General features: G+C 69.1%; 25 protein-coding genes. 14 read left to right on the top strand and 11 right to left on the bottom strand.

Features of this window, described 5'->3' with window-relative positions; all coding sequences use genetic code 11:
• Positions 1 to 30: 30 nt before the first annotated feature.
• Entirely contained in the window at positions 31 to 501 is a 471-nt protein-coding gene (locus BLR21_RS20795) for a GatB/YqeY domain-containing protein (protein WP_030477606.1), read from the top strand.
• Between the two features lie 43 nt (positions 502 to 544).
• On the opposite strand, the gene BLR21_RS20800 is transcribed toward BLR21_RS20795, so the two are convergent.
• Positions 545 to 1,258, bottom strand: a complete 714-nt coding sequence (locus tag BLR21_RS20800) for an HAD-IA family hydrolase (protein WP_090007496.1) — start codon at positions 1,256 to 1,258, stop codon at positions 545 to 547.
• 52 nt (positions 1,259 to 1,310) lie between these two features.
• On the opposite strand from BLR21_RS20800, the gene BLR21_RS20805 reads away from it, so the two are divergent.
• The gene (locus tag BLR21_RS20805; RefSeq protein ID WP_090007497.1) at positions 1,311 to 1,964 is read left to right on the top strand and encodes a GntR family transcriptional regulator; all 654 of its coding nucleotides are present in this window, start codon (positions 1,311 to 1,313) and stop codon (positions 1,962 to 1,964) included.
• Here BLR21_RS20805 and BLR21_RS20810 read toward each other — a convergent pair whose 3' ends face one another.
• A complete protein-coding gene (locus tag BLR21_RS20810; protein WP_090007498.1) occupies positions 1,965 to 4,394 on the bottom strand; it encodes a penicillin-binding protein in 2,430 nt (809 codons plus the stop codon).
• Positions 4,395 to 4,631: 237 nt separating this feature from the next.
• Here BLR21_RS20810 and BLR21_RS20815 point away from each other — a divergent pair, with 237 nt between their 5' ends.
• Positions 4,632 to 4,922 (top strand): WhiB family transcriptional regulator, encoded by a 291-nt coding sequence (locus tag BLR21_RS20815; RefSeq protein WP_030477602.1) that lies wholly within the window; start codon positions 4,632 to 4,634, stop codon positions 4,920 to 4,922.
• On the opposite strand, the gene bagB is transcribed toward BLR21_RS20815, so the two are convergent.
• The 3 genes from bagB to BLR21_RS20830 are packed head-to-tail and all read right to left on the bottom strand — an operon-like array spanning position 4,923 to position 7,332.
• Positions 4,923 to 6,047: an ATPase BagB gene (gene bagB, locus BLR21_RS20820; RefSeq protein WP_090007499.1), complete on the bottom strand. Its 1,125-nt coding sequence runs from the start codon at positions 6,045 to 6,047 to the stop codon at positions 4,923 to 4,925.
• Positions 6,044 to 7,036: an ATPase BagA gene (gene bagA, locus BLR21_RS20825; RefSeq protein WP_090007500.1), complete on the bottom strand. Its 993-nt coding sequence runs from the start codon at positions 7,034 to 7,036 to the stop codon at positions 6,044 to 6,046. The genes bagB and bagA overlap by 4 nt, the downstream gene beginning before the upstream one ends.
• Before the next feature lie 44 nt (positions 7,037 to 7,080).
• Positions 7,081 to 7,332 carry a hypothetical protein gene (locus BLR21_RS20830; protein ID WP_090007501.1) on the bottom strand — a complete coding sequence of 84 codons (252 nt, stop codon included), beginning with the start codon at positions 7,330 to 7,332 and terminating at the stop codon, positions 7,081 to 7,083.
• A gap of 68 nt (positions 7,333 to 7,400) precedes the next feature.
• On the opposite strand from BLR21_RS20830, the gene BLR21_RS20835 reads away from it, so the two are divergent.
• Genes BLR21_RS20835 through BLR21_RS20850 form a run of 4 tightly spaced genes read left to right on the top strand, consistent with a single transcriptional unit; the run spans position 7,401 to position 9,790 of the window.
• Positions 7,401 to 7,556: a Sp36 family protein gene (locus BLR21_RS20835; protein ID WP_086668176.1), complete on the top strand. Its 156-nt coding sequence runs from the start codon at positions 7,401 to 7,403 to the stop codon at positions 7,554 to 7,556.
• Positions 7,553 to 8,008 carry a RidA family protein gene (locus BLR21_RS20840; RefSeq protein WP_030477598.1) on the top strand — a complete coding sequence of 152 codons (456 nt, stop codon included), beginning with the start codon at positions 7,553 to 7,555 and terminating at the stop codon, positions 8,006 to 8,008. The genes BLR21_RS20835 and BLR21_RS20840 overlap by 4 nt, the downstream gene beginning before the upstream one ends.
• Positions 8,009 to 8,048: 40 nt before the next feature.
• A complete protein-coding gene (locus BLR21_RS20845; protein ID WP_090007502.1) occupies positions 8,049 to 8,651 on the top strand; it encodes a hypothetical protein in 603 nt (200 codons plus the stop codon).
• 11 nt (positions 8,652 to 8,662) lie between these two features.
• Positions 8,663 to 9,790 (top strand): hypothetical protein, encoded by a 1,128-nt coding sequence (locus BLR21_RS20850; protein WP_090007503.1) that lies wholly within the window; start codon positions 8,663 to 8,665, stop codon positions 9,788 to 9,790.
• On the opposite strand, the gene BLR21_RS20855 is transcribed toward BLR21_RS20850, so the two are convergent.
• The gene (locus BLR21_RS20855) at positions 9,784 to 10,593 is read right to left on the bottom strand and encodes an MBL fold metallo-hydrolase (protein ID WP_256334829.1); all 810 of its coding nucleotides are present in this window, start codon (positions 10,591 to 10,593) and stop codon (positions 9,784 to 9,786) included. The two genes, BLR21_RS20850 and BLR21_RS20855, sit on opposite strands and share 7 nt — an antisense overlap.
• On the bottom strand, positions 10,590 to 11,384 hold the full coding sequence (locus BLR21_RS20860; protein ID WP_090007504.1) for an NUDIX hydrolase: 795 nt from the start codon (positions 11,382 to 11,384) through the stop codon (positions 10,590 to 10,592). The genes BLR21_RS20855 and BLR21_RS20860 overlap by 4 nt, the downstream gene beginning before the upstream one ends.
• A 39-nt stretch (positions 11,385 to 11,423) precedes the next feature.
• On the opposite strand from BLR21_RS20860, the gene BLR21_RS20865 reads away from it, so the two are divergent.
• From BLR21_RS20865 to dnaN, 3 genes are read left to right on the top strand one after another with little or no spacing between them, the layout of a single operon-like run.
• Positions 11,424 to 11,780: a hypothetical protein gene (locus tag BLR21_RS20865; protein WP_090007505.1), complete on the top strand. Its 357-nt coding sequence runs from the start codon at positions 11,424 to 11,426 to the stop codon at positions 11,778 to 11,780.
• Positions 11,781 to 11,794: 14 nt separating this feature from the next.
• The gene (locus tag BLR21_RS20870) at positions 11,795 to 12,685 is read left to right on the top strand and encodes a Gfo/Idh/MocA family protein (protein WP_090007506.1); all 891 of its coding nucleotides are present in this window, start codon (positions 11,795 to 11,797) and stop codon (positions 12,683 to 12,685) included.
• Positions 12,686 to 12,736: 51 nt separating this feature from the next.
• Positions 12,737 to 13,828: a DNA polymerase III subunit beta gene (gene dnaN, locus BLR21_RS20875; RefSeq protein WP_090007507.1), complete on the top strand. Its 1,092-nt coding sequence runs from the start codon at positions 12,737 to 12,739 to the stop codon at positions 13,826 to 13,828.
• A gap of 43 nt (positions 13,829 to 13,871) precedes the next feature.
• Here the strand turns inward: dnaN and BLR21_RS20880 are convergent, their stop codons facing one another.
• The 3 genes from BLR21_RS20880 to BLR21_RS20890 all read right to left on the bottom strand — a co-directional run bounded on the left by BLR21_RS20880 (position 13,872) and on the right by BLR21_RS20890 (position 16,992).
• Positions 13,872 to 15,119, bottom strand: coding sequence for an MFS transporter (locus BLR21_RS20880; RefSeq protein ID WP_090007508.1), 1,248 nt, complete (start codon positions 15,117 to 15,119; stop codon positions 13,872 to 13,874).
• A gap of 750 nt (positions 15,120 to 15,869) precedes the next feature.
• Positions 15,870 to 16,544 carry a Crp/Fnr family transcriptional regulator gene (locus BLR21_RS20885; protein WP_030477589.1) on the bottom strand — a complete coding sequence of 225 codons (675 nt, stop codon included), beginning with the start codon at positions 16,542 to 16,544 and terminating at the stop codon, positions 15,870 to 15,872.
• A gap of 208 nt (positions 16,545 to 16,752) precedes the next feature.
• Positions 16,753 to 16,992, bottom strand: coding sequence for a hypothetical protein (locus tag BLR21_RS20890; protein ID WP_089908116.1), 240 nt, complete (start codon positions 16,990 to 16,992; stop codon positions 16,753 to 16,755).
• A gap of 136 nt (positions 16,993 to 17,128) precedes the next feature.
• Here BLR21_RS20890 and nth point away from each other — a divergent pair, with 136 nt between their 5' ends.
• Genes nth through BLR21_RS20910 form a run of 4 tightly spaced genes read left to right on the top strand, consistent with a single transcriptional unit; the run spans position 17,129 to position 20,255 of the window.
• Entirely contained in the window at positions 17,129 to 17,836 is a 708-nt protein-coding gene (nth, locus tag BLR21_RS20895; protein ID WP_256334855.1) for an endonuclease III, read from the top strand.
• Positions 17,833 to 18,396 (top strand): TlpA family protein disulfide reductase, encoded by a 564-nt coding sequence (locus tag BLR21_RS20900; RefSeq protein WP_090007509.1) that lies wholly within the window; start codon positions 17,833 to 17,835, stop codon positions 18,394 to 18,396. The genes nth and BLR21_RS20900 overlap by 4 nt, the downstream gene beginning before the upstream one ends.
• Complete coding sequence (locus BLR21_RS20905) at positions 18,393 to 19,052, top strand: NUDIX hydrolase (RefSeq protein ID WP_090007510.1); 660 nt, start codon at positions 18,393 to 18,395, stop codon at positions 19,050 to 19,052. Before BLR21_RS20900 ends, BLR21_RS20905 begins: the two co-directional genes overlap by 4 nt.
• Before the next feature lie 15 nt (positions 19,053 to 19,067).
• Positions 19,068 to 20,255: a MarP family serine protease gene (locus BLR21_RS20910; protein ID WP_090007511.1), complete on the top strand. Its 1,188-nt coding sequence runs from the start codon at positions 19,068 to 19,070 to the stop codon at positions 20,253 to 20,255.
• On the opposite strand, the gene BLR21_RS20915 is transcribed toward BLR21_RS20910, so the two are convergent.
• Positions 20,252 to 20,947 (bottom strand): TetR/AcrR family transcriptional regulator, encoded by a 696-nt coding sequence (locus BLR21_RS20915; protein WP_090007512.1) that lies wholly within the window; start codon positions 20,945 to 20,947, stop codon positions 20,252 to 20,254. The genes BLR21_RS20910 and BLR21_RS20915 overlap by 4 nt on opposite strands.
• Between the last annotated feature and the right edge of the window lie 34 nt (positions 20,948 to 20,981).

Consider the following 20,981-nt stretch of genomic DNA (forward strand, 5'->3'; position numbering starts at 1 on the left):
GGCATCCGGCGGGCGGTACCGTTCTGCGTCATGGCGGACTTGAAGACGCGGCTGAAGAACGACCTGACTGTCGCGATGAAGGCACGGGAGACCGTCACGGCCGGTGCGCTGCGGATGGCGCTCACGGCCGTCACGAACGAGGAGGTCTCGGGCAAGACGGCCCGTGAGCTCAGTGACGACGAGGTCGTGAAGGTCCTCTCGCGCGAGGCGAAGAAGCGCAAGGAGGCCGCGGAGGCCTTCGACGGTGCCGGCCGGGTCGAGAAGGCCGAGCTGGAGCGCCAGGAGCTCGCCGTGCTGGAGACCTACCTCCCCAAGCAGCTCGACGACGCCGAACTGGCGTCCATTGTGGACAAGGCGTTCGACGCCGTGGCCGCGCAGCTCGGTGAGGCGCCGGGGCAGAGGCAGATGGGCCAGGTCATGAAGGCCGTCAACGCCGAGGTCGCCGGACGCGCCGAGGGTGGCCGGGTGGCCGCCGCGGTGAAGGCCAAGCTGGCCGGCTGACACGAGGGTGCCGCAGCGGCTGTGACCGCTGCGGCACTCCAGTTCAGAACGCCTTGTCCACCGCGTCCGCGAACTCGCCCATCGAGCCGAACTCCAGGTCGTAGCTGAAGTCCTCGGACGGCTTGGGCGTTGCGCCCCAGCCCGGCCGGTCGTGCCGCCGGTTGATCCACACGGACCGCAGCCCCTCACGCTTGGCCGGCACGTGGTCGTGGAACAGGCTCTGCGCCACGTGCAGCAGTTCCGAACGCTCCACCCCCAACGAGCCGAGCGTGGCGTCGAGCGCGCGGAAGTGGTTCTCGGCGGGCTTGTACGCGCCGACGTCCTCCGCGGTGATGATCGCCGCGAAGTTCCCGTGCAGGCGCCGGTTGCTCCCGGCGAACCCCTCGCGGTGCACGTTGGACAAAATGATCAACTGGTAGTGGGAAGCCAGGCGCGCCAACGCGTCCGCGGAGTCGCGGAACGCCGGCCAGTCCGGAACGGACGCACCCAGTCGCCGCGCCCACTCGTCACTCACCTCGCGGCCCAGGCTGGAACCGGCCTGCCGAAAGGCGGCGGCCAGCACGTCCGGGTACAGCGCGAACTCGGCCGTCCCCACCTCGGCTTCCGCGGTGGCGTAGGCGAGCAGCAGCTCCTCGTCGGACAGCGAGAGTCCCTGTTCCCGCGCCCACGGCGAGAGCACCGCGATGAGCCCGGCCTCCCAGTCGATGAGCGTGCCGTAGCAGTCGAAGCTGAGTGCCTTGAACGTCGTCAGGTCCATGAGGAAAACTGTAGTACAGTTCAACTGTAGTGCAACTGGTTAGACTGGCCACATGTCAGCCCTCGACGGCCTCGAAGTGCGCCGCACCACGACGGCCCAGCAGCTCGCCGACGGCCTCTCCGAACGGATCATGGCCGGCGCTTTCGGCCCTGGTGACAGGCTCAGGGAGAGCGCGATCGCAGCCGAGCTGGGCGTCGCGCGCAACACCATCCGCGAGGCCGTCCGGATCCTGGAGCTGACCGGCCTGGTCCGTTACGAGGTCAACCGGGGCGCTGTCGTCATCGCCCCGACCCCGGAGAAGATCGAGGCGCTCTACACCGCTCGCGAACGCCTTGAGACGGCGGCGGTGATCCGCGCGCCACGCCCGGAGCAGCTCGAAGCGATCACCAGGGCGTTCGACGAGATCGCCGAGGCCGCCGCCGAAGGCGACACGGGCCGGATCGTCGATCGAGACCTCGCCTTCCACCAGGCGATCGTGGCGCTGCTCGACAGCACGAGGCTGGACGAGTTCTTCACGGCGATGACCAAGGAACTGCGCTTCTACCTCACGGTGCTCTCGAAGTCCGAGACGCCGGAGGAGGTCGTGGCGCAGCACCGGGTCATCCTCGACGCGATCCGGCTCGGCGACCACGACAGGGCGGTCGCCGAGATCCGGGCGCACATCGACGTGAGCGTGGAGCAGCTCAAGCAGCTGCTCCGCCGGTGACTACTCGGGCTCCGGTTCGGTCGGCAGTGTGATCGGTGGTTGCTCGGTCGGGTTGCCGGGGGCGGGCGGCGGCTGTGACGGCTCCGGCGCCACCGGCGGCGGCACGTACCCCGAGCTCACCGACAGCGTGATCACCGTGCCGCGCAACGCGTTGCCGCGCGGCGTCTGGCTGACGACCGTGCCCTTCGGCTGCTCGGAGTTCACCGACTGCTGGCTCACCTTGTAGCCGGCCTGGTTCAGGATCCGCGTGGCGTCGTTGATCTGCTTGCCCACCACGTCGGGCACCTGGATCTCGCGGCCGCCCTTGAGGTAGCGCTGCTCCACCTGCGGCAGCTGCGAGACCGGGATCGAGGCGTGCATCCTCGTCATCGTCTCGAACCACGTCTTGGCCGGGATCGTGCCGCCGAAGATGTTGCCCTTGCCGCACAACCGGGGTGCGCCGCCGATGCAGATCGGGCGCGGGTTGGTGCCGTCGTTGAACGTCTGCACGGCGCCCGCGAAGTCCGGGGTCGCGCCGATGAACGCCGCCGACTTGTACTCCTCGGTGGTGCCCGTCTTGGCGATCATCGGGCGGGTCCACTTGGCGGCACGGGCGGCGGCCGCGGCGGTGCCGTTGCCGACGTCGTCCTTGCTCATGCCGACCGCGAGACCGTTCGCGAGCCCTTCGGCGACGACCTGCTCGCACGGGGCCTCGTTGACGGGGACGGCCTTGCCGTTGCGGTCCAGCACCTTCGCGATCGGCGTGGGCGGGCACCACTTGCCGCCGCTCACGATGGTCGCGACGACGTTCGCGAGCTCCAGAGTGGACACCGGCGCAGGCGAGAGCGTGAACGACGCGTTGCCGCCGTTCTGCTTGTAGAACTCCGTCTGCGAGATGCGGTTCTGCTTGTCCTTGGCCTTCGGGTCGGGCCTGGTGCCCTGCAGGTTCGTCGCCATCGTCTCGCGCATGCCCAGCCGCGAGGCCATGTCCACGACCGCGTCCATGCCCGTCTGCTCCTCGAGGATCACGAAGCCGGTGTTCGGCGACGTCGCGAGGGCCTGCTGCAGCGTCATCGAGGACGGGTAGCTCGAGTCGAAGTTCGACAGGCAGTACCAGCGCGTACCGGGTTCGCCGGTGCTCGGGCAGCGCTGGGCGCCGCCCTTGAAGACCCTGGACGTGTGCGAGGTCGGCGTCGGGATGACGTTCTCGATGCCGAGCCCCTTCTCCAGCGCCGCCGCGGCCGTGAAGATCTTGTAGATCGAGCCGGCACCGAACTTGTTCTCCACACCGCTGGGCAGGTCGTACGTGGTCTGACGCAGGTCGGACTTCAGGCCGTAGTCGCGGTTCGCGACCAGCGCGAGCACGTCGTGGCGTTCCTTGCCGGGCTTCACGATCGCCATCGTGTTCGCGATGCCCTCGGTGTTCTTGGGAACGCCGGCCTCCGCCGCGGCCTTCGCCTGCGAGGTGGCTTCTCTGTCCAAAGTGGTCTGAATGGTGTAACCGCCGGTGCGCAGCTGTTCCTCGCTGAAACCCGCGCGCTGCAAGTAGTTCACGACGTACGAGCAGAAGAAGCCGTTTTCCGGACCGGCGCCGACACAACCGTTCGGCGGGGTGCGCACCGGAGTCGCGAGACCCAGGCCTTCCTTCTTCGCCGCCTCACCCGCGTCGCGCGACAGCTTGTCGTTCTCGACCATCCTGTCGATCACTTTGTTGCGCCGGTCCAAAGCTTTGTCCGGATACGCTTCGGGGTCGAGTGCTGACGGACTGTTCACCATTCCGGCGAGCATCGCGGCTTGTGGAACCGTCAACTTGTCCGGAGTCGTACCGAAGTAGGCCTGGGCTGCCGCCGCGATGCCGTAAATGGTCGAACCAAAAGGAACGACGTTCAGGTACCGGGCGAGGATCTCCTCCTTGCCGAGCTTGCGCTCCAGCTGCAACGAGATCCGGGCCTCGCGCATCTTGCGCGCGATCGTCTGCTCCTGGGCCTTGGCCTGCTCCAGCTTGTTGTTCCGCGCCACGACGTGGACCAGGTAGTTCTTGACGTACTGCTGGGTCAGCGTGGACGCGCCCTGCGACACCGAGCCGCTGACCTGGTTCGTCAGACCGGCACGGATCGTGCCCTTCCAGTCGACGCCCTGGTGCTCGTAGAACCGGCGGTCCTCGACCGAGATCAGCGCCGCCTTCATGGTCGGCGAGATCTTCTCGGGCGGTGTCAGGACTCTGTACTGGTCGAACAGGTAGGCGATCGGGGCCCCGTCCTTGTCCGTGACCGTGGTGATCAACGGAGGATCCGTCGTGACCAGGTCGGCCGAGATGCTGTCCACCGTGTCGCTGGCTCTGTTCGAGACGAGGCCTGTCGCACCCACGACTGGGAACAGCATGCCGGCGAGGAGAACCCCAGCCAGCAGGCACAGGCCGAGCATCTTGAGCACGCCATTCCTGACTCGCACGCGGGTCAGCGTACGCCGTACACGAACGGGTGAAGGTGATCAGTAAGTGCCGTTACTCAGCATGAGTAGACATACGCAAGACAGGTAACAGTCGGGTGACCCAGGCTTGGACAGGGAACCGAACGGCACTACAGTCCGTCAACGTCCAAGGAATGCAGCCGTAGCTCGAACGCTACGGCATCCGTGGCAGGGGTGTGGCGGATTTCCACATTTGGACAGCACTGAGGAGTGGGGGATATGAACCAGGGGGATTGGCGTATCAACGCTTCGTGCCGTGATGAAGAGCCAGATCAGCTCTTCGTCCGCGGTGCGGAGCAGCGCAAGGCGAAGCTCGTGTGCCTGGGTTGCCCGGTGCGCATGGAATGCCTGGCCGAAGCGCTCGACAACAAGATCGAGTTCGGGGTCTGGGGAGGCATGACCGAGCGCGAACGCCGTGCTCTGCTGCGCCGCCGTCCGGACGTCGACTCATGGCACGAGCTTCTCGACAACGCACGTCAGGAACACGTCGAGGACACACGAGTCGGCTGATCACTCGCCGGCGAGTCGACGACCTATCTCTCGCAGGCCGTCGAGGTCGTGCACGTCCGCAGGCAATGCGGGCACGCCGACCAGCGAAACGCCGGGGTGGGCACGCGTGAACCGGGCCAGCAGCCGCTTCTCACGATCGGCGACTGCCACCCGGTCCGCGTGCAGCCGGAGCACTGCCGCGGCGAGCGGCGCGTCACCGGAGCGGTCGAGTTCGTCCGCTGCCGCGACCGCCTTCGCCGCGGGCAGATCGGCCGCGAGCACGGGATGGGTCCTGTTCGCGACGAGCCCGCACAACGGCATGTTCTCGGCGCCGAGCCGCTCCACGAAATAGCTCGCCTCGCGCAGTGCGTCGGGTTCTGGCGCCGCCACCACCACGAAACCGGTTCCGGGCGAGCGCAGGAGTTCGTACGTGCGCTGGGCGCGCTCGCGGAATCCCCCGAACATGCTGTCGAAAGCCTGAACAAAGGTCGACGCGTCCTGCAACAGCTGGCCACCGACGATGGTCGACACGGCGCGCGTGAAAAGGCTGAAACCGGTTCCAACGATCTTGAGCAGCCCGCGGCCGCTCGCCCGCGCCGGAGCCGACAGCATCCGGATGAACCTGCCGTCGAGCACCGTCGACAGCCGCTGCGGCGCGTCCAGGAAGTCGAGCGCCGACCGGCTCGGCGGGGTGTCGACGATGATCAGGTCCCACTCGTCCTGCGCCACCAGCTGGCCCAGCTTCTCCATCGCCATGTACTCCTGCGTGCCGGAGAAAGACGAGGAAATGGTCTGGTAGAAGGGGTTCGACAGGATCTGGTCGGCCCGGTCGCGGCCCGCGTGCGTCAGCACCATGTCGTCGAACGTGCGACGCATGTCGAGCATCATCGCGAACAGCTCGCCCTTGGGCTCGAAGCCGTCCACGACGACCTCGCGCGGGTGGTTGTCCAGTTCCCGCAGGCCCAGCGACTGCGCGAGGCGCCGTGCCGGGTCGATCGTCAGCACGACCACGCGCCTGCCGCGTTCGGCCGCGCGCAACGCCAGCGCCGCCGCCGTCGTCGTCTTGCCGACACCGCCGGAGCCGCAGCAGACCAGGACGCGCGTCTCCAGGTTGTCGAGCAGCGGGTCGAAATCGAGCTTGTTCATCGGACTCCTGCCGCGACCAGCACCTCGGCCAGCTCGTACAGCGCGGCCACGTCCACTCCGTCGGTCAGGTCGGGCAGCTCCAGCGTCGGCAGGTCCGACTCGCCGAGCAGCTCGTTCGCTTCCTGCTGTGACTGCACCCGGATGGCGTGCTCCACGGTCTCGTCGACCAGACCTTCGAGCGTGAACTCGTCGAGATCGAGTCCTGCCGCCGTGAGCCCCGCACGAACCCGTGACTCGTCGAGCCTGCCCTCGGCCGCGACCGGCAGCGAGCGGGCGGGCAGCCGGGCCGGCTGGACCCGGTTGACCAGCACGGCGCCCGGACGGAGGTCGGCTCCGTCCAGTTCGGAGACGGCGTCCAGGGTCTCGCGGACCGGCATCTCCTCCAGCAGCGCCACCAGGTGCACCGCCGTGTCGCCGGAGTGCAGCAGCCGCACGACGCCGTCGCTCTGGCCCTTGATCGGCCCGACCTTGGCGAGGTCGGCCATGGCCTTGGTGACGTCGAGGAACTTGACCACGCGGCCGGTGGGCGGCGCGTCCAGCACCACGGCGTCGTAGAGGTGGCGGCCGTCGGGCCCGGTGCGGTTCACGCACTCCTTGACCTTGCCGGTCAGCAGGACGTCGCGCAGGCCGGGGGCGAGCGTGGTCGCGAACTCGATCGCGCCCATCTTGCGCAGCGTCCGGCCCGCGAAGCCGAGGTTGTAGAACATCGCCAGGTACTCGAGGAGCGCGGCCTCCGCGTCGACCGCGAGCGCGTGCACCTCACCGCCGCCCGGCGCGGACGCGATCCGTTCCTCGGAGTAGGGCAGCGGGGCGCGGTCGAAGAGCTGGGCGATGCCCTGCCTGCCCTCTACCTCGACCAGCAGCACCCGGCGGCCACCGGTGGCCAGCGCGAGCGCGAGCGCGGCCGCCACCGTCGTCTTGCCCGTGCCGCCCTTGCCGGAGACCACGTGCAGACGGGCTCGGGTCAGCTCCTCGGTCCACGACGTCACACGTCCAGACTATGTGTGAAATCGGTCGAAGGTGGACCGGTCGGTCAATCGACCATGGTGAGGAAGAGAACGGCCATGGCGGTGGCGGCGACCAAGGCCCAGGCCACGACCGAGGGCAGCCACAGCGCGATGCTGGCCGTGATGACGACCACGACCACCAGTCCGATCAGTCCGGCCTGGACCACCGCGACGCGCTGGCTGTGCTTGCGATCACGCACCTGCGCCATGGCGACGAGCACCATCACCAGTCCACCCACCGCGAACAGGCCGGTGGCGATGATCCGCCAGGTCTCCATGTGATCAAGGTAGCTCCAACCGCACCAACCGCGCAGGCTCCGCTCGGGTGGCAAGTTAGGCTCCGCGCATGACGAAGTGGGAGTACGCGACCGTGCCGTTGTTGATCCACGCCACGAAGCAGATCCTCGACCAGTGGGGCGAGGACGGCTGGGAACTGGTCACCGTGCTGACGAATCCGACCGGCGAGCAGCACGTCGCGTACCTGAAGCGGGTGAAGGCGTGACCACCTGGAGCAACCGCCTCAAGGAACTCGGCATCGAGCTGCCCGGCGTTGCCGCCCCGCTCGCCGCGTACGTGCCCGCCACGCAGAGCGGCCAGTGGGTGTTCACGTCCGGCCAGCTGCCGTTCGTCGACGGCAAGCTGCCCGCCACCGGCAAGGTCGGTGCCGAGGTCTCCCCGGAGGAGGCCAAGCAGTACTCGGCGACGTGCATCCTCAACGCTCTCGCGGCGGTGCACGCGCTCGTGGGGATTGACTCGATCAAGCGAGTCGTGAAAGTTGTCGGGTTCGTGGCCTCCGCCGAGGGCTTCACCGGTCAGCCGGGTGTCATCAACGGCGCCTCCGAGCTGCTCGGCGAGATCTTCGGTGACGAGGGCAAGCACGCCCGCTCCGCCGTGGGCGTGGCCGAGCTGCCGATCGGCGCTCCGGTGGAGATCGAACTGATCGTCGAGGTCTGAGTTCCCGGTTCGGGTTACGGGTTCTGCTGAAGGGTGTGACATGTCGGACACGTGCCACGAACTGCTGCTGCGGCTCGCCGGGCGCCTCCCGGACGAGCTGCTGTGGCGGTACCGGGACTGGGCCGCCTCGGACGCGTACGCGGTGCTCGCGCGGTCGCTGCCGCGCACCCTTCTGCACGGACGCATCCCTCTGACCGATCACGAACTGCGCCTTTTGCAGGACGCGCTGGTGCCCTACGGGGCGGAACCCGGTGCGCTCAGTTCGGTCAAGGGACTGGACGAACTGCCCGCCACCGACTACACCTTCTCCCCGGAATCACCCGATCGGGTGCTGATGGGTGATTCCGCGACCGTCGTTCTCGGTGCCACGCTGCGAGGCCGGCACGGGGTCGGTGAGGTTCGCTCCTGCTGGCGCATCGGTCCCTCCGGGATCAACCGCGTCCTGCTGGTGGCGGCCACGACCGGCCACGCCCGGCTGACCGGTGAGTTGCAGCGCGTTCTGCGAGCGTTGGGCGAGCACGACCCGTGCGTAGAGGTCATGTCGTCCGGAATGGACCTTCCGCCCTATCACCGGGCGGCGTTGGCGGCATCCGAGCTGGTGTGCTCCGGCGCCGAGTCCGATGAGCACCTGGTGCTCAGCTAAGGAGAGTTGCCGTGACGAACGACGGTGTCGGCCTGCCGGTCCGTCTCCACGATCTCCTGTTGTCGATGGCGGGGCGCGTGGACGACGCCGCTCTGTCGCAGGCCCGCGAGTTCCTCGCGGTCGGAGAACTGGACCGCTCGATCGAGCTGCTCGTCGGCACGCTCGTCGCGGGCAGCATCCCGGTGCTGCCCGACGAGCGCGCCTCCATCACGTGGATCCTCCACGAGGTCCGCTCGGACGCGTCGCTGACCGACCGCCTGCCGGTGGTCGAGATGCTGCCGTTCGTCAGGCACCGCTTCACCTCCGAGACCGACCCGGCCTCGGACATCGCCGGCGACCTGACCCGTGCGGTGTCGGTGCTGCCGGACATCCGCTCGGTGCGGTGCGTCTGGCGTTCCTCGCCGACGGGCTCCACGCCGGGCCCGTTACCGCAGCGCGTGGTGCTGGTGGACATCGGTCCGCAGGGCTTCGCGCCCGCGACCGCCTACCGGATCGACTCGGTGCTGCGCAAGGCGGGCGTCCGTGCCGCCGTCGAGGTCCTGACGACCGGTGTGCAGGTCAGCGAGTACCACGCCGCCGCCGTGACGTCGTCTCTCGCGGTGCCGATCTCCGGTGCCCCGGCCTCGATGGCCGACCACGTCTCGCAGCAGCAGCAAGCCTGGTTCGACCAGCCCGCCGAGGAGCTTCCCGCTCCGGCGCCGGTGGCCGAGCCGACACCGGCGCCGGAGCAACTGGAAGAGACCGGCTCACGACGCACTCGTTCCGCACCTCCGGCGATGGAGGGTTCGCAGCCCTTCCCGCCCAAGCCCGTGAAGCGCATCCCGATGGCCTCCGTGGAGCCCGAGATCGAGACGCTTCCCGAGCCCATGCCGATCAACCGGGCCGAGATCACCACCGAGCTCAAGCCCGACGAGCTTGCGGCCCTGCAGGCGGCTCTGGCCGAGCCCGCCGAGCCGTCCTCGGTGGACGCGAACCTCAGTGAGCGCGAGCGGGCCCTGTTGCAGCAGCTGCACGAGGAGCTGGCGCAACGGGAGCAGACCGGGTCACCGGCCACCGACAGCGGTCGCTGGCAGATCGACCGGTCCTCGTCGCGTCAGTCGGCGTTCGGGGCCTCGAACAACGGCCACCAGCCTCAGTAACCGGTCCGCAGGTACTCCAGCTGGGCCCGCACCGACCACTCGGCGGCGGGCCACAGCACCCTGTCGACGTCCGCGTAGACGACCTCGACGACCTGGCGCGGGGTCGGTGCGCCGCCGAGTGCGTGAACGGCCTTGCGGACCTGCTCCAGGCGTTGCGTGCGGTGCGCGAGGTACATCCGGGCCGCTTCGCCCGCGTCCGCGAGCTCGGGACCGTGGCCGGGCAGGACAGCGGTGTTCTCCGGCAGTTCGGCGAGCAGCTTGAGCGACTCGAAGTAGTCGCCGAGCCTGCCGTCCGGATGGGCGACGATCGTCGTGCCGCGGCCCAGGACGGTGTCACCGGTCAGCACCGCCTCGCCGTCGATCACGAAGCACAGCGAGTCGCTGGTGTGGCCGGGCGTGCCCAGGACGCGGAGCTCCAGGCCCGCGCTGGAGATCACGTCGCCGTCGGTGAGGCCCTCTGATCCGTAGGTGAACGTCGGGTCGAGCGCGCGCACCGGTGCCTTCACGAGTTCCGCGAACTCCCGCGCGCCCTCCGAGTGGTCGGGATGCCCGTGGGTCAGCAGGATCTCGGCGATCGGGCCGATCTCCGCGATGCGCCTGAGGTGGGCGTCGTCGAGCGGGCCGGGGTCGACGACCACGTACGACGTCGCGTCCGGGGCCTTGAGCAGCCACGTGTTCGTGCCGTCGAGCGTCATCGGAGACGGATTGCCGGCCAGCAGCACGGCGGCGTGCTCGGTGACCTGGCGGAGCTCGCCGTACCGCGGGTGCTGTGCGCGGGCGCCGATCAGCGGGGAGCCGCTCACGGGAACACCACCCGGATGACGTCGCCGTCGCGGATCAGCTTGGGGATGATCTTCTCGACGCTGCGTTCCTCGGCCATGACCTTCTCGACGCTGCCGAGAGCGCCCACCTCTTCGAGGGTGCGCCAGGTGGGCGGCATGAGCATGCGGCGGCCCTCCTGCGCGTCCTGGACGGCGGCCGCGGGCGTCTGCCAGGTCGCGTCCGAGGCCTCGGTCGTCTCGCCGTCGGCCTTCTGCCCCGACGGCAGCGCGGCGACGAAGAAACGGGTGTCGTAGCGGCGGGGTTCGTCGTACGGGGTCACCCAGTTCGCCCACGGCCGCAGGAGATCCGCGCGCAGGACGAGGTTGTTCGCCGCGAGGAACTGCGCGAGGGAGAGCTCGCGGTCGACCAGTTGCTGCCGGGCCTGTGCGTAGTCCCTCGTGTCCGCGACGACCGAGGTGGCGTCGGGGCCCGCGAGCAGCACGCCGGACTCCTCGAACATCTCGCGCACGGCCGCGCACACGAACGCACGGGCCGTCGCCGCGTCGACGTCGAAGATCTCGCCCCACCACTCCGGCGGCGGACCGGTCCACGCGACGGACGTGTCGGCGTCGCGTTGATCCACACCACCGCCGGGGAAGACGGTCATGCCGCCCGCGAACGCCATGCCCTTCACGCGGCGCAGCAGGAAGGCCTCGAGGCCCTCGGCGCCGTCGCGCAGCAGCACCACGGTGACGGCGTCCCGTGCCTCGGCGGGTTGGGAAACCGGCGTTGCGGGTACCAGGTTTCCCGGCAAGGTCATGTCGTCGGGCATCCTCCGAGCGTACGACCGCGCTTACTCGAGGATGGTGTGATGGCGACGAACGTCTCCGGCTGCCTGGTGAAGGTCCTGCTGTTCCTGCTGGGCGCGGTGATGGGCACAGGCCTCACCGCGGTGGCGGGCGTGGTGATGTTCGTGCCGGACAGTACGACCATGACCAGCGTCGAGCCGACCTCCACCGCGCCGGGCATGTACGTGAAGAAGATCGAACGGGTCGTCGGCGGCACCCACTACGAGATCTGGCTCGGTCCGTCGGCGGATCGCGGCTACGTGGTGACGGTGCCCGGTGGCTGGGGCCACGAGCCGAAGCGTGAGCCCGCCGAGGACGGCGTGCGCCTGAAGTTCGCCAACGGCGGCGAGATCTTCGTCCCCAAGGCCAGTTACTCCTGAGGCAGGATGTGCGAGTGGACGAACAGCTGCGCGTAGGACTTGTCGGTGCGGGCCCGTGGGCCCAGATGATCCACGGCCCCGGAATCGCGAACCACCCCGGCACCACGCTGACCGGCGTGTGGGCGCGCCGTCCGGAAGCGGCCGCTTCGCTGGCCGGCTCCTTCGGCGCGGAACCGTTCGAGGACTACGCGGCGATGCTGTCCACTGTGGACGCCGTGGCGTTCTGCGTGCCGCCGGGCGTGCAGGGCCCGATGGCGATCGAGGCGGCGCGTGCGGGCAAGCACCTCGTCCTGGAGAAGCCGATCGCGGAGAACGCCGAGGTGGCGACGGAGCTCGTGGCGGCCGTGGAGGAGGCCGGCGTCGCGTCCCTGGTCGTGCTGACCCGCCGCTACGCCCCCGAGACCAAGCAGATGCTGGCCCAGCTGCACCGCACCGGCGGCTGGACCGGAGCCGACAGCCGCTGGATCTCCGGCGCACTGCTCGACGGCCCGTTCTCGGACTCCCCGTGGCGGCACGACAAGGGCGCCTTGGACGACGTGGGCCCGCACGCGTTCGACCTGCTCGACGCCGCCCTGGGCGAGATCACCGACGTCCTGGCCGCGAACGTCACGGACACCGGCCTGTGGCAGCTGATCCTCCAGCACTCAGGCGGCGCCACCAGCACCGTCTCGCTCTGCCTCTCGCTGCCGATGCAGCCACCGTTCGCGGACTTCACCGTCTTCGGTACCGAGGGCCACCGCACCCTGACGAACCGGGACACGCCCGCGCTGGAGTGCTTCACGAACCTGCTCGACGACTTCGTGGCGATGGTGGACAGCGGTACCACCACGCACGAATGCGACGTGCGGCGCGGGCTGCACCTGCAGCGGATCATCGACCTGGCGCGCCGCAAGGCGGGTGCCTGAGGTCACCGGGGCGCCCGAAATTGTCAGGGGTGTCCGCTAGCGTCCAGAAGCATGGACCTCACCGTCACCACAGCCGAGCTCGCCGGTGCCGCCGCGGAGGTGGCGCGGCTGCTGCCGACCCGTGTGCTCGACCCGGTGCTGGCCGGGCTTCGGCTGAAGGCCGGCACCGACGTGGAGGTCGCGGGCAGCGACCAGGAGCACGGCGTGCGCCTGAGCGTCTACGCGACGGTGCACACCGAGGGCGAGGTGCTCGTGCCCGCGAAGCCGCTGGCCGCGACCCTGCAGGCGCTCGACGAGCCGCAGGTGAGGCTCAAGGTCGAGGGGCAGCGGCTGGCAATCCGCACGCCCACGTCGAGGTTCGCGCTCCCGTTGCTCGACCTCGCCCACCACCCCGGTGTCCCGGTGCTGCCGGAGCTCCAGGGGCACCTCGACGCGGCCAAGCTCCGGATCATCGCGGCCGTGGCGGGCGCGGCGAGCAAGGACGACGCGTTACCGATCTTCACCGGCATCCGGATCCAGTCGGACGCCCACAGGCTGCACTTCATGGCCACAGACCGCTATCGCATGGCCTACGCCACACTGCCGTGGGAACAACAAGGTCAACTCGACCTGTTGGTACCTGCGAAGGCCATCGTCGAGGCGGCCCGGCAAGCGACGAACAAGGTCGCCCTGCACGCGAATGAAGACCGCATCGGCCTCGCCTGGGGCAACAACTCGATCTCCACCGCGCTCTTGGCCGCTCCGTTCCCGGACGACCGCGCGCGCCGACTCCTGGAGGCAGTCATCGACAGCACGGTGCTCGTGGACGCCGACGCGCTGGCGCGCGCCGTCCGCAGAGCCACGCCCTACGGCGGCCCGCACCAGGCCGTGACCATCCAGGTCGAGGACTCGGAGATCAGGGTCAAGGGCAGCGACCCGCAGCAGGGCGAGTCGGAGGAGTTCGTCAAGGCCACGGTCGAGGGCGACCGGCTGACCAGGACGTTCCAGGCCCGCTACCTCGCGGACGCGCTGAAGGCGTTCGCCGGCCGCCGGATCGAGCTGAAGATCCAGGACGGCCTGCGCTCGACGGTGCTGACGTCGCCGCCAGGGGAAGACGGCGTCGAGCTCACCTATCTCGTGGTGCCGATGCGTTCGGTGGCGTGACTGAAGGGCTCGGTGCGAACACCGAGCCCTTCAGCGACTGGATCTAGCGCGAGGCGAGTTCCATGTCGGACCGGGCCGGCACCTCGGCGGGCACGCCGCGCTGCACGGTGCCGCGCAGCAGCCAGACCGCCAGCGCGATCAGCAGCCCGGCGACGCCTGCCGCGACGAACGCCGGCCGCGTGCCGAAGTGCTCGATCAGCTGGCCGGACAGACCCTGCCCGATGGCGAGACCGACGGTCACCGAGGTGATCACCCAGCCGAACGCCTCCGCGGCCATGCCGTTCGGCGTGACCTGCTCGATCGCCGCGGAGTGCGCGGTCGACTGCGGCGTGATCAGCGTGCCGACCAGGAACAACGCGATGGCGAGGCCGATCAGCGTCAACGGGATCGCGAGCAGGAACGTCAGCAGCGCGAAGCCGCCCAGCAGCACCGGCAGGCGCAGGTGCATCGGGCGCGGCCACGGGCGCATGCCGTAGAGCACACCGAAGACCACCGAGCTGATCGACCACAGCGACAGCATCAGGCCACCCATCGAGGCGTGCCCCGCGGCCTTAGCGAACGCGGGCACGGCCACCTCGACGAAGCCGATGGTCACACCGAAGCCCAGCGCGGCCAGCGCCACCGTGCGCATGCCGGGGTACGCGAACGCACCGAGCAACGGGCGCGGTGCCTGCACGACCGGACCCCAGGCGCGCACAACGGGGTTGAACGCGAACCACATCGCACCGATGACCATCAGCACGGCGCCGACGATGACACCGGTGCCCGCCCACGGCGCAGCCAGCAGCAGACCGGCAAGACCCGGTCCGAGAATGAAGAAGACCTCCATGCTGATCGCCTCGTAGGCGTAACCCGCCATCCGCGTCGGCCCGGCCGGCACCATCCGCTCCCACAGCGCACGCGACGCCGAACCCACCATCGGCTCGGTCGCGCCGACCCCGAGGGCCAGCGGGACCAGCACGAACACCGACATGCCCGCCTCGACGGCGAGCACGGCGACGGTGACGAAGACGGCGAACATCCCGGTCACCCAGAGCAGAGGACGAGTCGGGCCGAAGCGGTCGATCAGCCGGCCCTGGATGACGGAACCGAGTGCCACACCCGTCAGCGCCGCCGCCGAGACCAGGCCGGCGACCGCGAACGACCCCGTCGCGCGCTCGACGTAGAGCAGCAGCGAGAGCCCGACCATCGCGATGGGCAGGCGGGCAAGCAGAGACGCGACCACGGGGCCGCGCATGCCGGGGGTCGTCAGGGCAGCGCGGTAGTCGGAGAGACGGGCGGAGTGGGACATGTGTACCAGTATGCCAAAGTTGGTACGGATGTACCAGATCAGGTGCGCAGGGTCACGATGGTTGCGATTGGGTCACAGGAATGGGATGACCGGGTGAAACATGCAACGAATCGGCCACATACGAGGTCCTTGAGGGTGAAAGGGCTTGAGTGGTCGGGGTGCCGACATGCGAAAGTTGACTCGCCGACCGAGACCAACCTCTGGCCAGAGGGTCGGGGCCTGCGTGCCAGAGGGTTGGAAGGCGTGGTTCGTCGGGGGATGGGCCGCGCGAACACGAAGGACCGGTGCGCCACGTCGGGGGTGGCGCCCGGTCCTTCTGTGTTTGTTGGCCGCTGTGCTTGTTGGCCGCGCCTCCGGCGCGGCGGCGAGTTCGCCGGGAAGCTGGCCATCCGCCCGCCGCTTCGCCCCGATTGGGCTTCGCCGAATCGAGACGAAGAGGCGAACGGACGACCAGCGCGAACTCGCGAAACTCCGCGCCCGGTCGGAGCGCCGCCGCGAGCTCACGATGCTTGCCGTGCCGGTCAAAGCTGCGTCACGAACTCGCGATGCTTGCCGTGCCGGTCAGAGCTGTGTCGCGTGCTCACGGTGCCTGCCGTGCTGGTCAGCGTGCTCGCGATGCCTGCCGTGTTGGCTGGAGCTGCGCCGCGAACTCGCGATGCCTGCCGTGCTGGGCGCGTGCTCGGGGCCTGAATGCGCTTGGAGCCCCGTCGAGTGCCCGGGGCTCCGCTGCGTTGGTGCTTGCGTTCTGACCTAGCGGGCTCGGCGCGCCAGGCGCTCCGGGTCCAGGATCAGCACGCTCTTGCCTTCGAGCCGTAGCCAGCCGCGGTGCGCGAAGTCGGCCAGAGCCTTGTTCACGGTCTCGCGGGACGCGCCGACGAACTGCGCGATCTCCTCCTGCGTCAGGTCGTGCGTGACGCGGAGCAGGCCGGCCTCCTGCGAGCCGAAGCGCTGCGCGAGCTGCAACAACGCCTTGGCGACGCGGCCGGGCACGTCCGTGAAGATCAGGTCGGCCAGCATCGAGTTCGTCCGGCGCAGCCTGCGGGCCAGAGCCCTCAGCAACTGCTCGGCGATCTCCGGCCTGTTGGTGATCCACTGACGGAGCGCGGGGCGGTCCATGGACACCGCGCGCACCTCGGTCACCGTCGTCGCAGTCGACGTGCGGGGCCCGGGATCGAAAATGGACAGTTCGCCGAACATGTCGGAGGGCCCGAAGATCCCCAACAGGTTCTCGCGGCCGTCCGGCGACTTGCGGCCGATCTTCACCTTGCCGGACTGGATGATGTACAGGCGATCGCCCGGCTCACCCTCCGCGAAGATCACATGGCCACGCGGGAACTCCACCGTCTCCAGGGTCGTCGCCAGCGCCTCTGCGGCTGCCGGGTCCACCCCCTGGAAGATGCCCGCTCGCGCCAGGGTCTCGTCCACCTCGTCCCTCCTAATCGACGCGACGGCACGCCTACCACCATCTTTGGTGGAGTCAGCGCCGTGCCGCCGATCACTGCGTTGCAGTCTAAGGGCTCACTTGTGGATCGCCGCTCGGCTCGCCGTCTTACTGGGAACAACCCACCTGGCTCGATCCAGAAGCCCAGCGAGCCAGCCTACGCCATTCGGGTGGACGTCAGCACGCGGCCATCTAGCGGACGCGCTTGCGCGGACCACCGCGGCCGCGGCGACGGAGCCGGAACATGTCGAGGGCGCGACCGATGCCGTGTCCGTAGAGCGCCTTGACCTCTTCGGGCCTGGCGGACTCCAGGAACTCCTCGACCTCGTTCTCCTGCACGGCAACGTGCCGGAGCTTCGCTTCGACGCGCTCCATGAAGAGCGCGAAGAACATGATCACGATCGGAACGACGATCACAAGCCAGGCAGTCATGATGCTCCGAAGTGTGGCGCATGAGGGATTCGAGTGCGGATCTAGGGGTCGGGTTCGGCGTGTTGACTACTCTGGATCAGTGCCCGCAACCAAGAAACCGGAAACCAGACTCGGCCTGACCCGCAGGGCCCGCCGGATGGTGCGCGTGCTGGCCCAGGGATACCCGGACGCGCACTGCGAGCTGGACTTCACCACGCCGCTCGAGCTCGTCGTGGCGGTCATCCTGTCCGCGCAGTGCACCGACAAAAAGGTCAACGAGGTCACTCCCGCGCTCTTCGCGAAGTACCCGACGGCCGCCGACTACGCCGGTGCCGACCGGACGGAACTCGAAGAGATGCTCCGCCCCACCGGTTTCTTCCGGAACAAGGCGACGTCTCTGCTTGGTCTCGGTGCCGCCCTTGTGGAGCAGCACGACGGTGTGGTGCCGGGCACCTTGGAGGAGCTGGTCAAGCTCCCTGGTGTAGGACGCAAGACGGCCAACGTGGTTCTCGGCAACGCGTTCGATGTGCCCGGGCTCACAGTCGACACCCACTTCGGCCGGCTCGTGCGCCGCTGGGGCTGGACCGACCTGGAGGACGCGGTCAAGGTCGAGCACGCCATCGGTGAGCTGGTCGAGAAGCGCGACTGGACCATGGCCTCGCACTGGATCGTCTTCCACGGCCGCCGCGTCTGCCACGCCAAAACCCCAGCCTGCGGTGCCTGCCTGCTGATGAACGACTGCCCCTCGTACGGCCTCGGCCCGGAAGACCCGGACAAGGCCGCCAAGCTCGTGAAGGGCGACGAGAAGCCACACCTGATCGAACTCGCCGAGCGGGTACGGGCCGGTGAGAAGCTAGGGGCGTGAACAACCGCACGCGCTGGCTCGTCGTGGTGCTTGTCCTCGGCGTGGCGGGTGTCGTGGCGCTGTGGCCCCGTGATGAAGCACCGGGACCGCCGCCCACGTCGTCCCGCCCTACGCAGGACATGGCCGCGTTGCGCGCGCAGGCCCAGCTCCGGCCGTGCGTGCCAGGGGCGGAGGGCGGCGTCGCCGTGACGTGCCTCGGCGACGGCACCCGGACGGCTCTCGCGCTCAAGGGCCCGCTCCTGATCAACTTCTGGGCGACCTGGTGCCAGCCGTGCCAGGAGGAGCTGCCAGTGCTGGACAGCTATGCGAAGCAACCAGGTGCCGTCCCGGTCGTCCCAGTTCTCGTGGAGAGCAGGGAGGCGGACGGCCTGGAGTTGCTCGCCCGGCTCGGCGTGCGGCTGCCCTCGGTCCACGACGCGGCGGACGAGCTGCGCAAGCAAGTCAAGGCGCCGATGACGCTTCCCGCCACGTATTACGTAGCAGCGGACGGTCAGGTCCGGCAGATCACCGATCCGCCGTACTTCACGGCACCGGAACAGGTGGAGAAGGCGGTTCGATGACGGAGGCGACAGAGCCACCCCACTGGATGCAGCGCCTGGCCAAGGCCACCGAGGAGATCGACGCGCGAACGTTCATGCGCGATCCCCGCCCGCCGACGCGTGCCTATCGCAAGGCGTCGGTGCTGATGTTGTTCGGCGATTCCGAGGAGCACGGGCCCGACATCCTGCTGCTGCGCCGTTCGGACACGCTGGGCTCGCATCCCGGCCAGGTCGCGTTCCCCGGCGGCGCGTCGGACGACACCGACGACGGGCCGGTGGGCACGGCATTACGCGAGGCTTACGAGGAGACAGGTGTACTTGAGTCAGGAGTGAGACCACTTGCAACGCTGCCGGAGCTGTACGTGCCGGTGTCCGGGTTCGTGGTCACGCCCGTGCTCGCCTACTGGGAACAGCCGAGCCCCGTCGCGCCTGTCGACCCGGCGGAGACCGCCGCGGTCGCGCGGGTGCCGGTCGCGCACCTCGCCGATCCTGCCAACAGGTTCCGGGTGCGTCACCCCGCGGGTTACGTCGGAGCGGCCTTCTCCGCGCCGGGCATGCTCGTGTGGGGTTTCACCGCGGGGTTGATCAGCGGCCTGATCGCACTCGGCGGTTGGGAACAGCCGTGGGATGCGACCGATGTGCGTGACCTTGAACTAGCGTTGCGCGCTACACAGTGAGGCGGAGGTTTCGGGTTGAACTGGGTTGACCTGCTCGTGCTGGGCCTTGCCGCGATCGCCGCGGTCTCCGGGGCCAGGCAAGGCATGGTCGTCGCGCTGCCTGCCTTCGTCGGCGTGCTCGTCGGCCTGATCCTCGGCACACAGATCGCTCCGCTGCTGGTGTCCCAGTTCGAGAACGTCGTCACCAAGGTCGTGTTCGCGGTCGGCGTCGTGGTGCTGCTCGTGGCGCTCGGCGAGACGATCGGCGTGTACATCGGCCGGACGATCAAGGCGCGGGTCAACGCGTCGCCGTTGCGCGGCGCGGACAACGCGCTGGGCGCGATCGTGCAGGGCTTCGTCGTCTTCATCGTGGCGTGGATGATCGCGCTGCCGCTGACCTCGGTCGTCGGCCTGCCGGACCTCACCTCGTCGCTCAAGCAGTCGGTGATCCTCGGCAAGGTCGACCAGACCATGCCGCAGGCCGCCCGCGTGCTGTCCGGCGACCTGCAGAAGCTCTTCGACGTCTCGGGCTTCCCGCAGGCGATGGACCCGTTCAACCGCACGCCGCTCAAGGACGTCGAGCCGCCGGACGGCCAGCTGGCGAACTCGCCGGTCGCGAACCGGCTGAAGGCCTCCGTGCTGAAGGTCCGCGGCCGTGCGCCGTCGTGCTCCCGTGCACTGGAGGGCACCGGCTTCGTCATCGCGCCGGAACGCGTGATGACCAACGCGCACGTTGTTGCCGGCACGAACGAGGTGACGGTCGAGGTCGGCCGCGGCCAGTTCGACGCGACGGTCGTCTCCTACGACCCGCGCACGGACATCGCCGTGCTCGCGGTGCCGGACCTGGAGGCCACGCCGCTGCAGTTCCGTTCGGACGAGGTGCAGCCGGGCGAGGACGGCATCGTGCTCGGCTACCCGCTCGACGGCCCGTACAAGGCCTCGCCGGCCCGGGTGCGCGAGCGGATTCCGCTGCTGCGCGGCCCGGACATCTACGACGCCCAGACGGTCACGCGTGACGTCTACACGGTGCGTGCCGAGGTCCGCTCCGGCAACTCCGGCGGCCCGCTGGTCGACCCGAACGGCCGGGTGATGGGCGTGGTCTTCGGCGCCGCGGTCGACGACCCGGAGACGGGCTTCGTGCTGACGGCCCAGCAGGTGCAGGCGATGGTGCAGAAGGCGCCGACGCTGACCAAACGCGCCTCGACCCAGGGCTGCGCGAGCTAGAGACCGTGCCTGACGGCGATGCCGTCGAGGACGTAGTCGAGACCGGTGCCGAAGACCTCGGCGTGGTCGCGGTCGGTGGACTCGTGCATGACCCTGCCCAGCAGCGGGAAGCGCCCGGTGGCGAGCATCCGTGCCATGTACGGGCCGGACGCCCGTTGCCACTGCTCCTCGGTCAGGCCGGTGGCCCGTTCCGCGCGGAGCTCCGTGATCTCGCTGCGCACGGCGCCGAAGACGTACGCCATCACGGCGCTGACCACGCCGAGCACCTGGTCGATGTCGGCGAGCCGGACCGTGGCGAGCGTCGACTCGATGTGCGTGAGCGAGTGCGGGCCCTGGTGTGGACGGCCACCGAGCAGGTCGATGAACCACTCGTGCCGCTTCGCCGCGTTCCGGATCTCGTGCGCGACGTGCTTCAGCCCGTAACGCCAGTCCGCCTTCGCCGGCGGTGGCGTGATCTCGCCGTAGACCTCGTCGACCATCAGGTCCAGCAGCTCGTCCTTGGTCTCGACGTAGCCGTACAGGCGCATCGGGCCCGCGTTCAGCGCGGCGGCGACCTTGCGGAACGACACGTCGTCGAGCCCGCCCCCGTCGGCGAGCCTGATCGCGGCGTTCACGATCAGCTCCCTGGTCAGCGGGGTCGGTGACGGCTTGCCGGGCGGCTCTGGGCGGTCCCACACGGGTTCGTTCGACATCGCGCTGGACAATACAGCGTCTCTTGCCGATACA

The sequence above is a fragment of the Lentzea albidocapillata subsp. violacea genome (genome assembly GCF_900100275.1).
GTDB classification, from domain to species: domain Bacteria; phylum Actinomycetota; class Actinomycetes; order Mycobacteriales; family Pseudonocardiaceae; genus Lentzea; species Lentzea violacea.

Bases quoted from the DNA above. Each gene is read 5' to 3' on its own strand.
- nth (WP_256334855.1), top strand. From the start codon at position 17,129: ATGGTGCGCGTGCTGGCCCAGGGATACCCGGACGCGCACTGCGAGCTG.
- BLR21_RS20845 (WP_090007502.1), top strand. From the start codon at position 8,049: ATGTCGGACACGTGCCACGAACTGCTGCTGCGGCTCGCCGGGCGCCTC.
- BLR21_RS20805 (WP_090007497.1), top strand. From the start codon at position 1,311: ATGTCAGCCCTCGACGGCCTCGAAGTGCGCCGCACCACGACGGCCCAG.
- dnaN (WP_090007507.1), top strand. From the start codon at position 12,737: ATGGACCTCACCGTCACCACAGCCGAGCTCGCCGGTGCCGCCGCGGAG.
- BLR21_RS20795 (WP_030477606.1), top strand. From the start codon at position 31: ATGGCGGACTTGAAGACGCGGCTGAAGAACGACCTGACTGTCGCGATG.
- BLR21_RS20890 (WP_089908116.1), bottom strand. From the start codon at position 16,992: ATGACTGCCTGGCTTGTGATCGTCGTTCCGATCGTGATCATGTTCTTC.
- BLR21_RS20880 (WP_090007508.1), bottom strand. From the start codon at position 15,119: ATGTCCCACTCCGCCCGTCTCTCCGACTACCGCGCTGCCCTGACGACC.
- BLR21_RS20905 (WP_090007510.1), top strand. From the start codon at position 18,393: ATGACGGAGGCGACAGAGCCACCCCACTGGATGCAGCGCCTGGCCAAG.
- BLR21_RS20835 (WP_086668176.1), top strand. From the start codon at position 7,401: ATGACGAAGTGGGAGTACGCGACCGTGCCGTTGTTGATCCACGCCACG.
- BLR21_RS20830 (WP_090007501.1), bottom strand. From the start codon at position 7,332: ATGGAGACCTGGCGGATCATCGCCACCGGCCTGTTCGCGGTGGGTGGA.
- BLR21_RS20865 (WP_090007505.1), top strand. From the start codon at position 11,424: ATGGCGACGAACGTCTCCGGCTGCCTGGTGAAGGTCCTGCTGTTCCTG.
- BLR21_RS20860 (WP_090007504.1), bottom strand. From the start codon at position 11,384: ATGCCCGACGACATGACCTTGCCGGGAAACCTGGTACCCGCAACGCCG.
- bagB (WP_090007499.1), bottom strand. From the start codon at position 6,047: ATGAACAAGCTCGATTTCGACCCGCTGCTCGACAACCTGGAGACGCGC.
- BLR21_RS20815 (WP_030477602.1), top strand. From the start codon at position 4,632: ATGAACCAGGGGGATTGGCGTATCAACGCTTCGTGCCGTGATGAAGAG.
- BLR21_RS20800 (WP_090007496.1), bottom strand. From the start codon at position 1,258: ATGGACCTGACGACGTTCAAGGCACTCAGCTTCGACTGCTACGGCACG.
- BLR21_RS20915 (WP_090007512.1), bottom strand. From the start codon at position 20,947: ATGTCGAACGAACCCGTGTGGGACCGCCCAGAGCCGCCCGGCAAGCCG.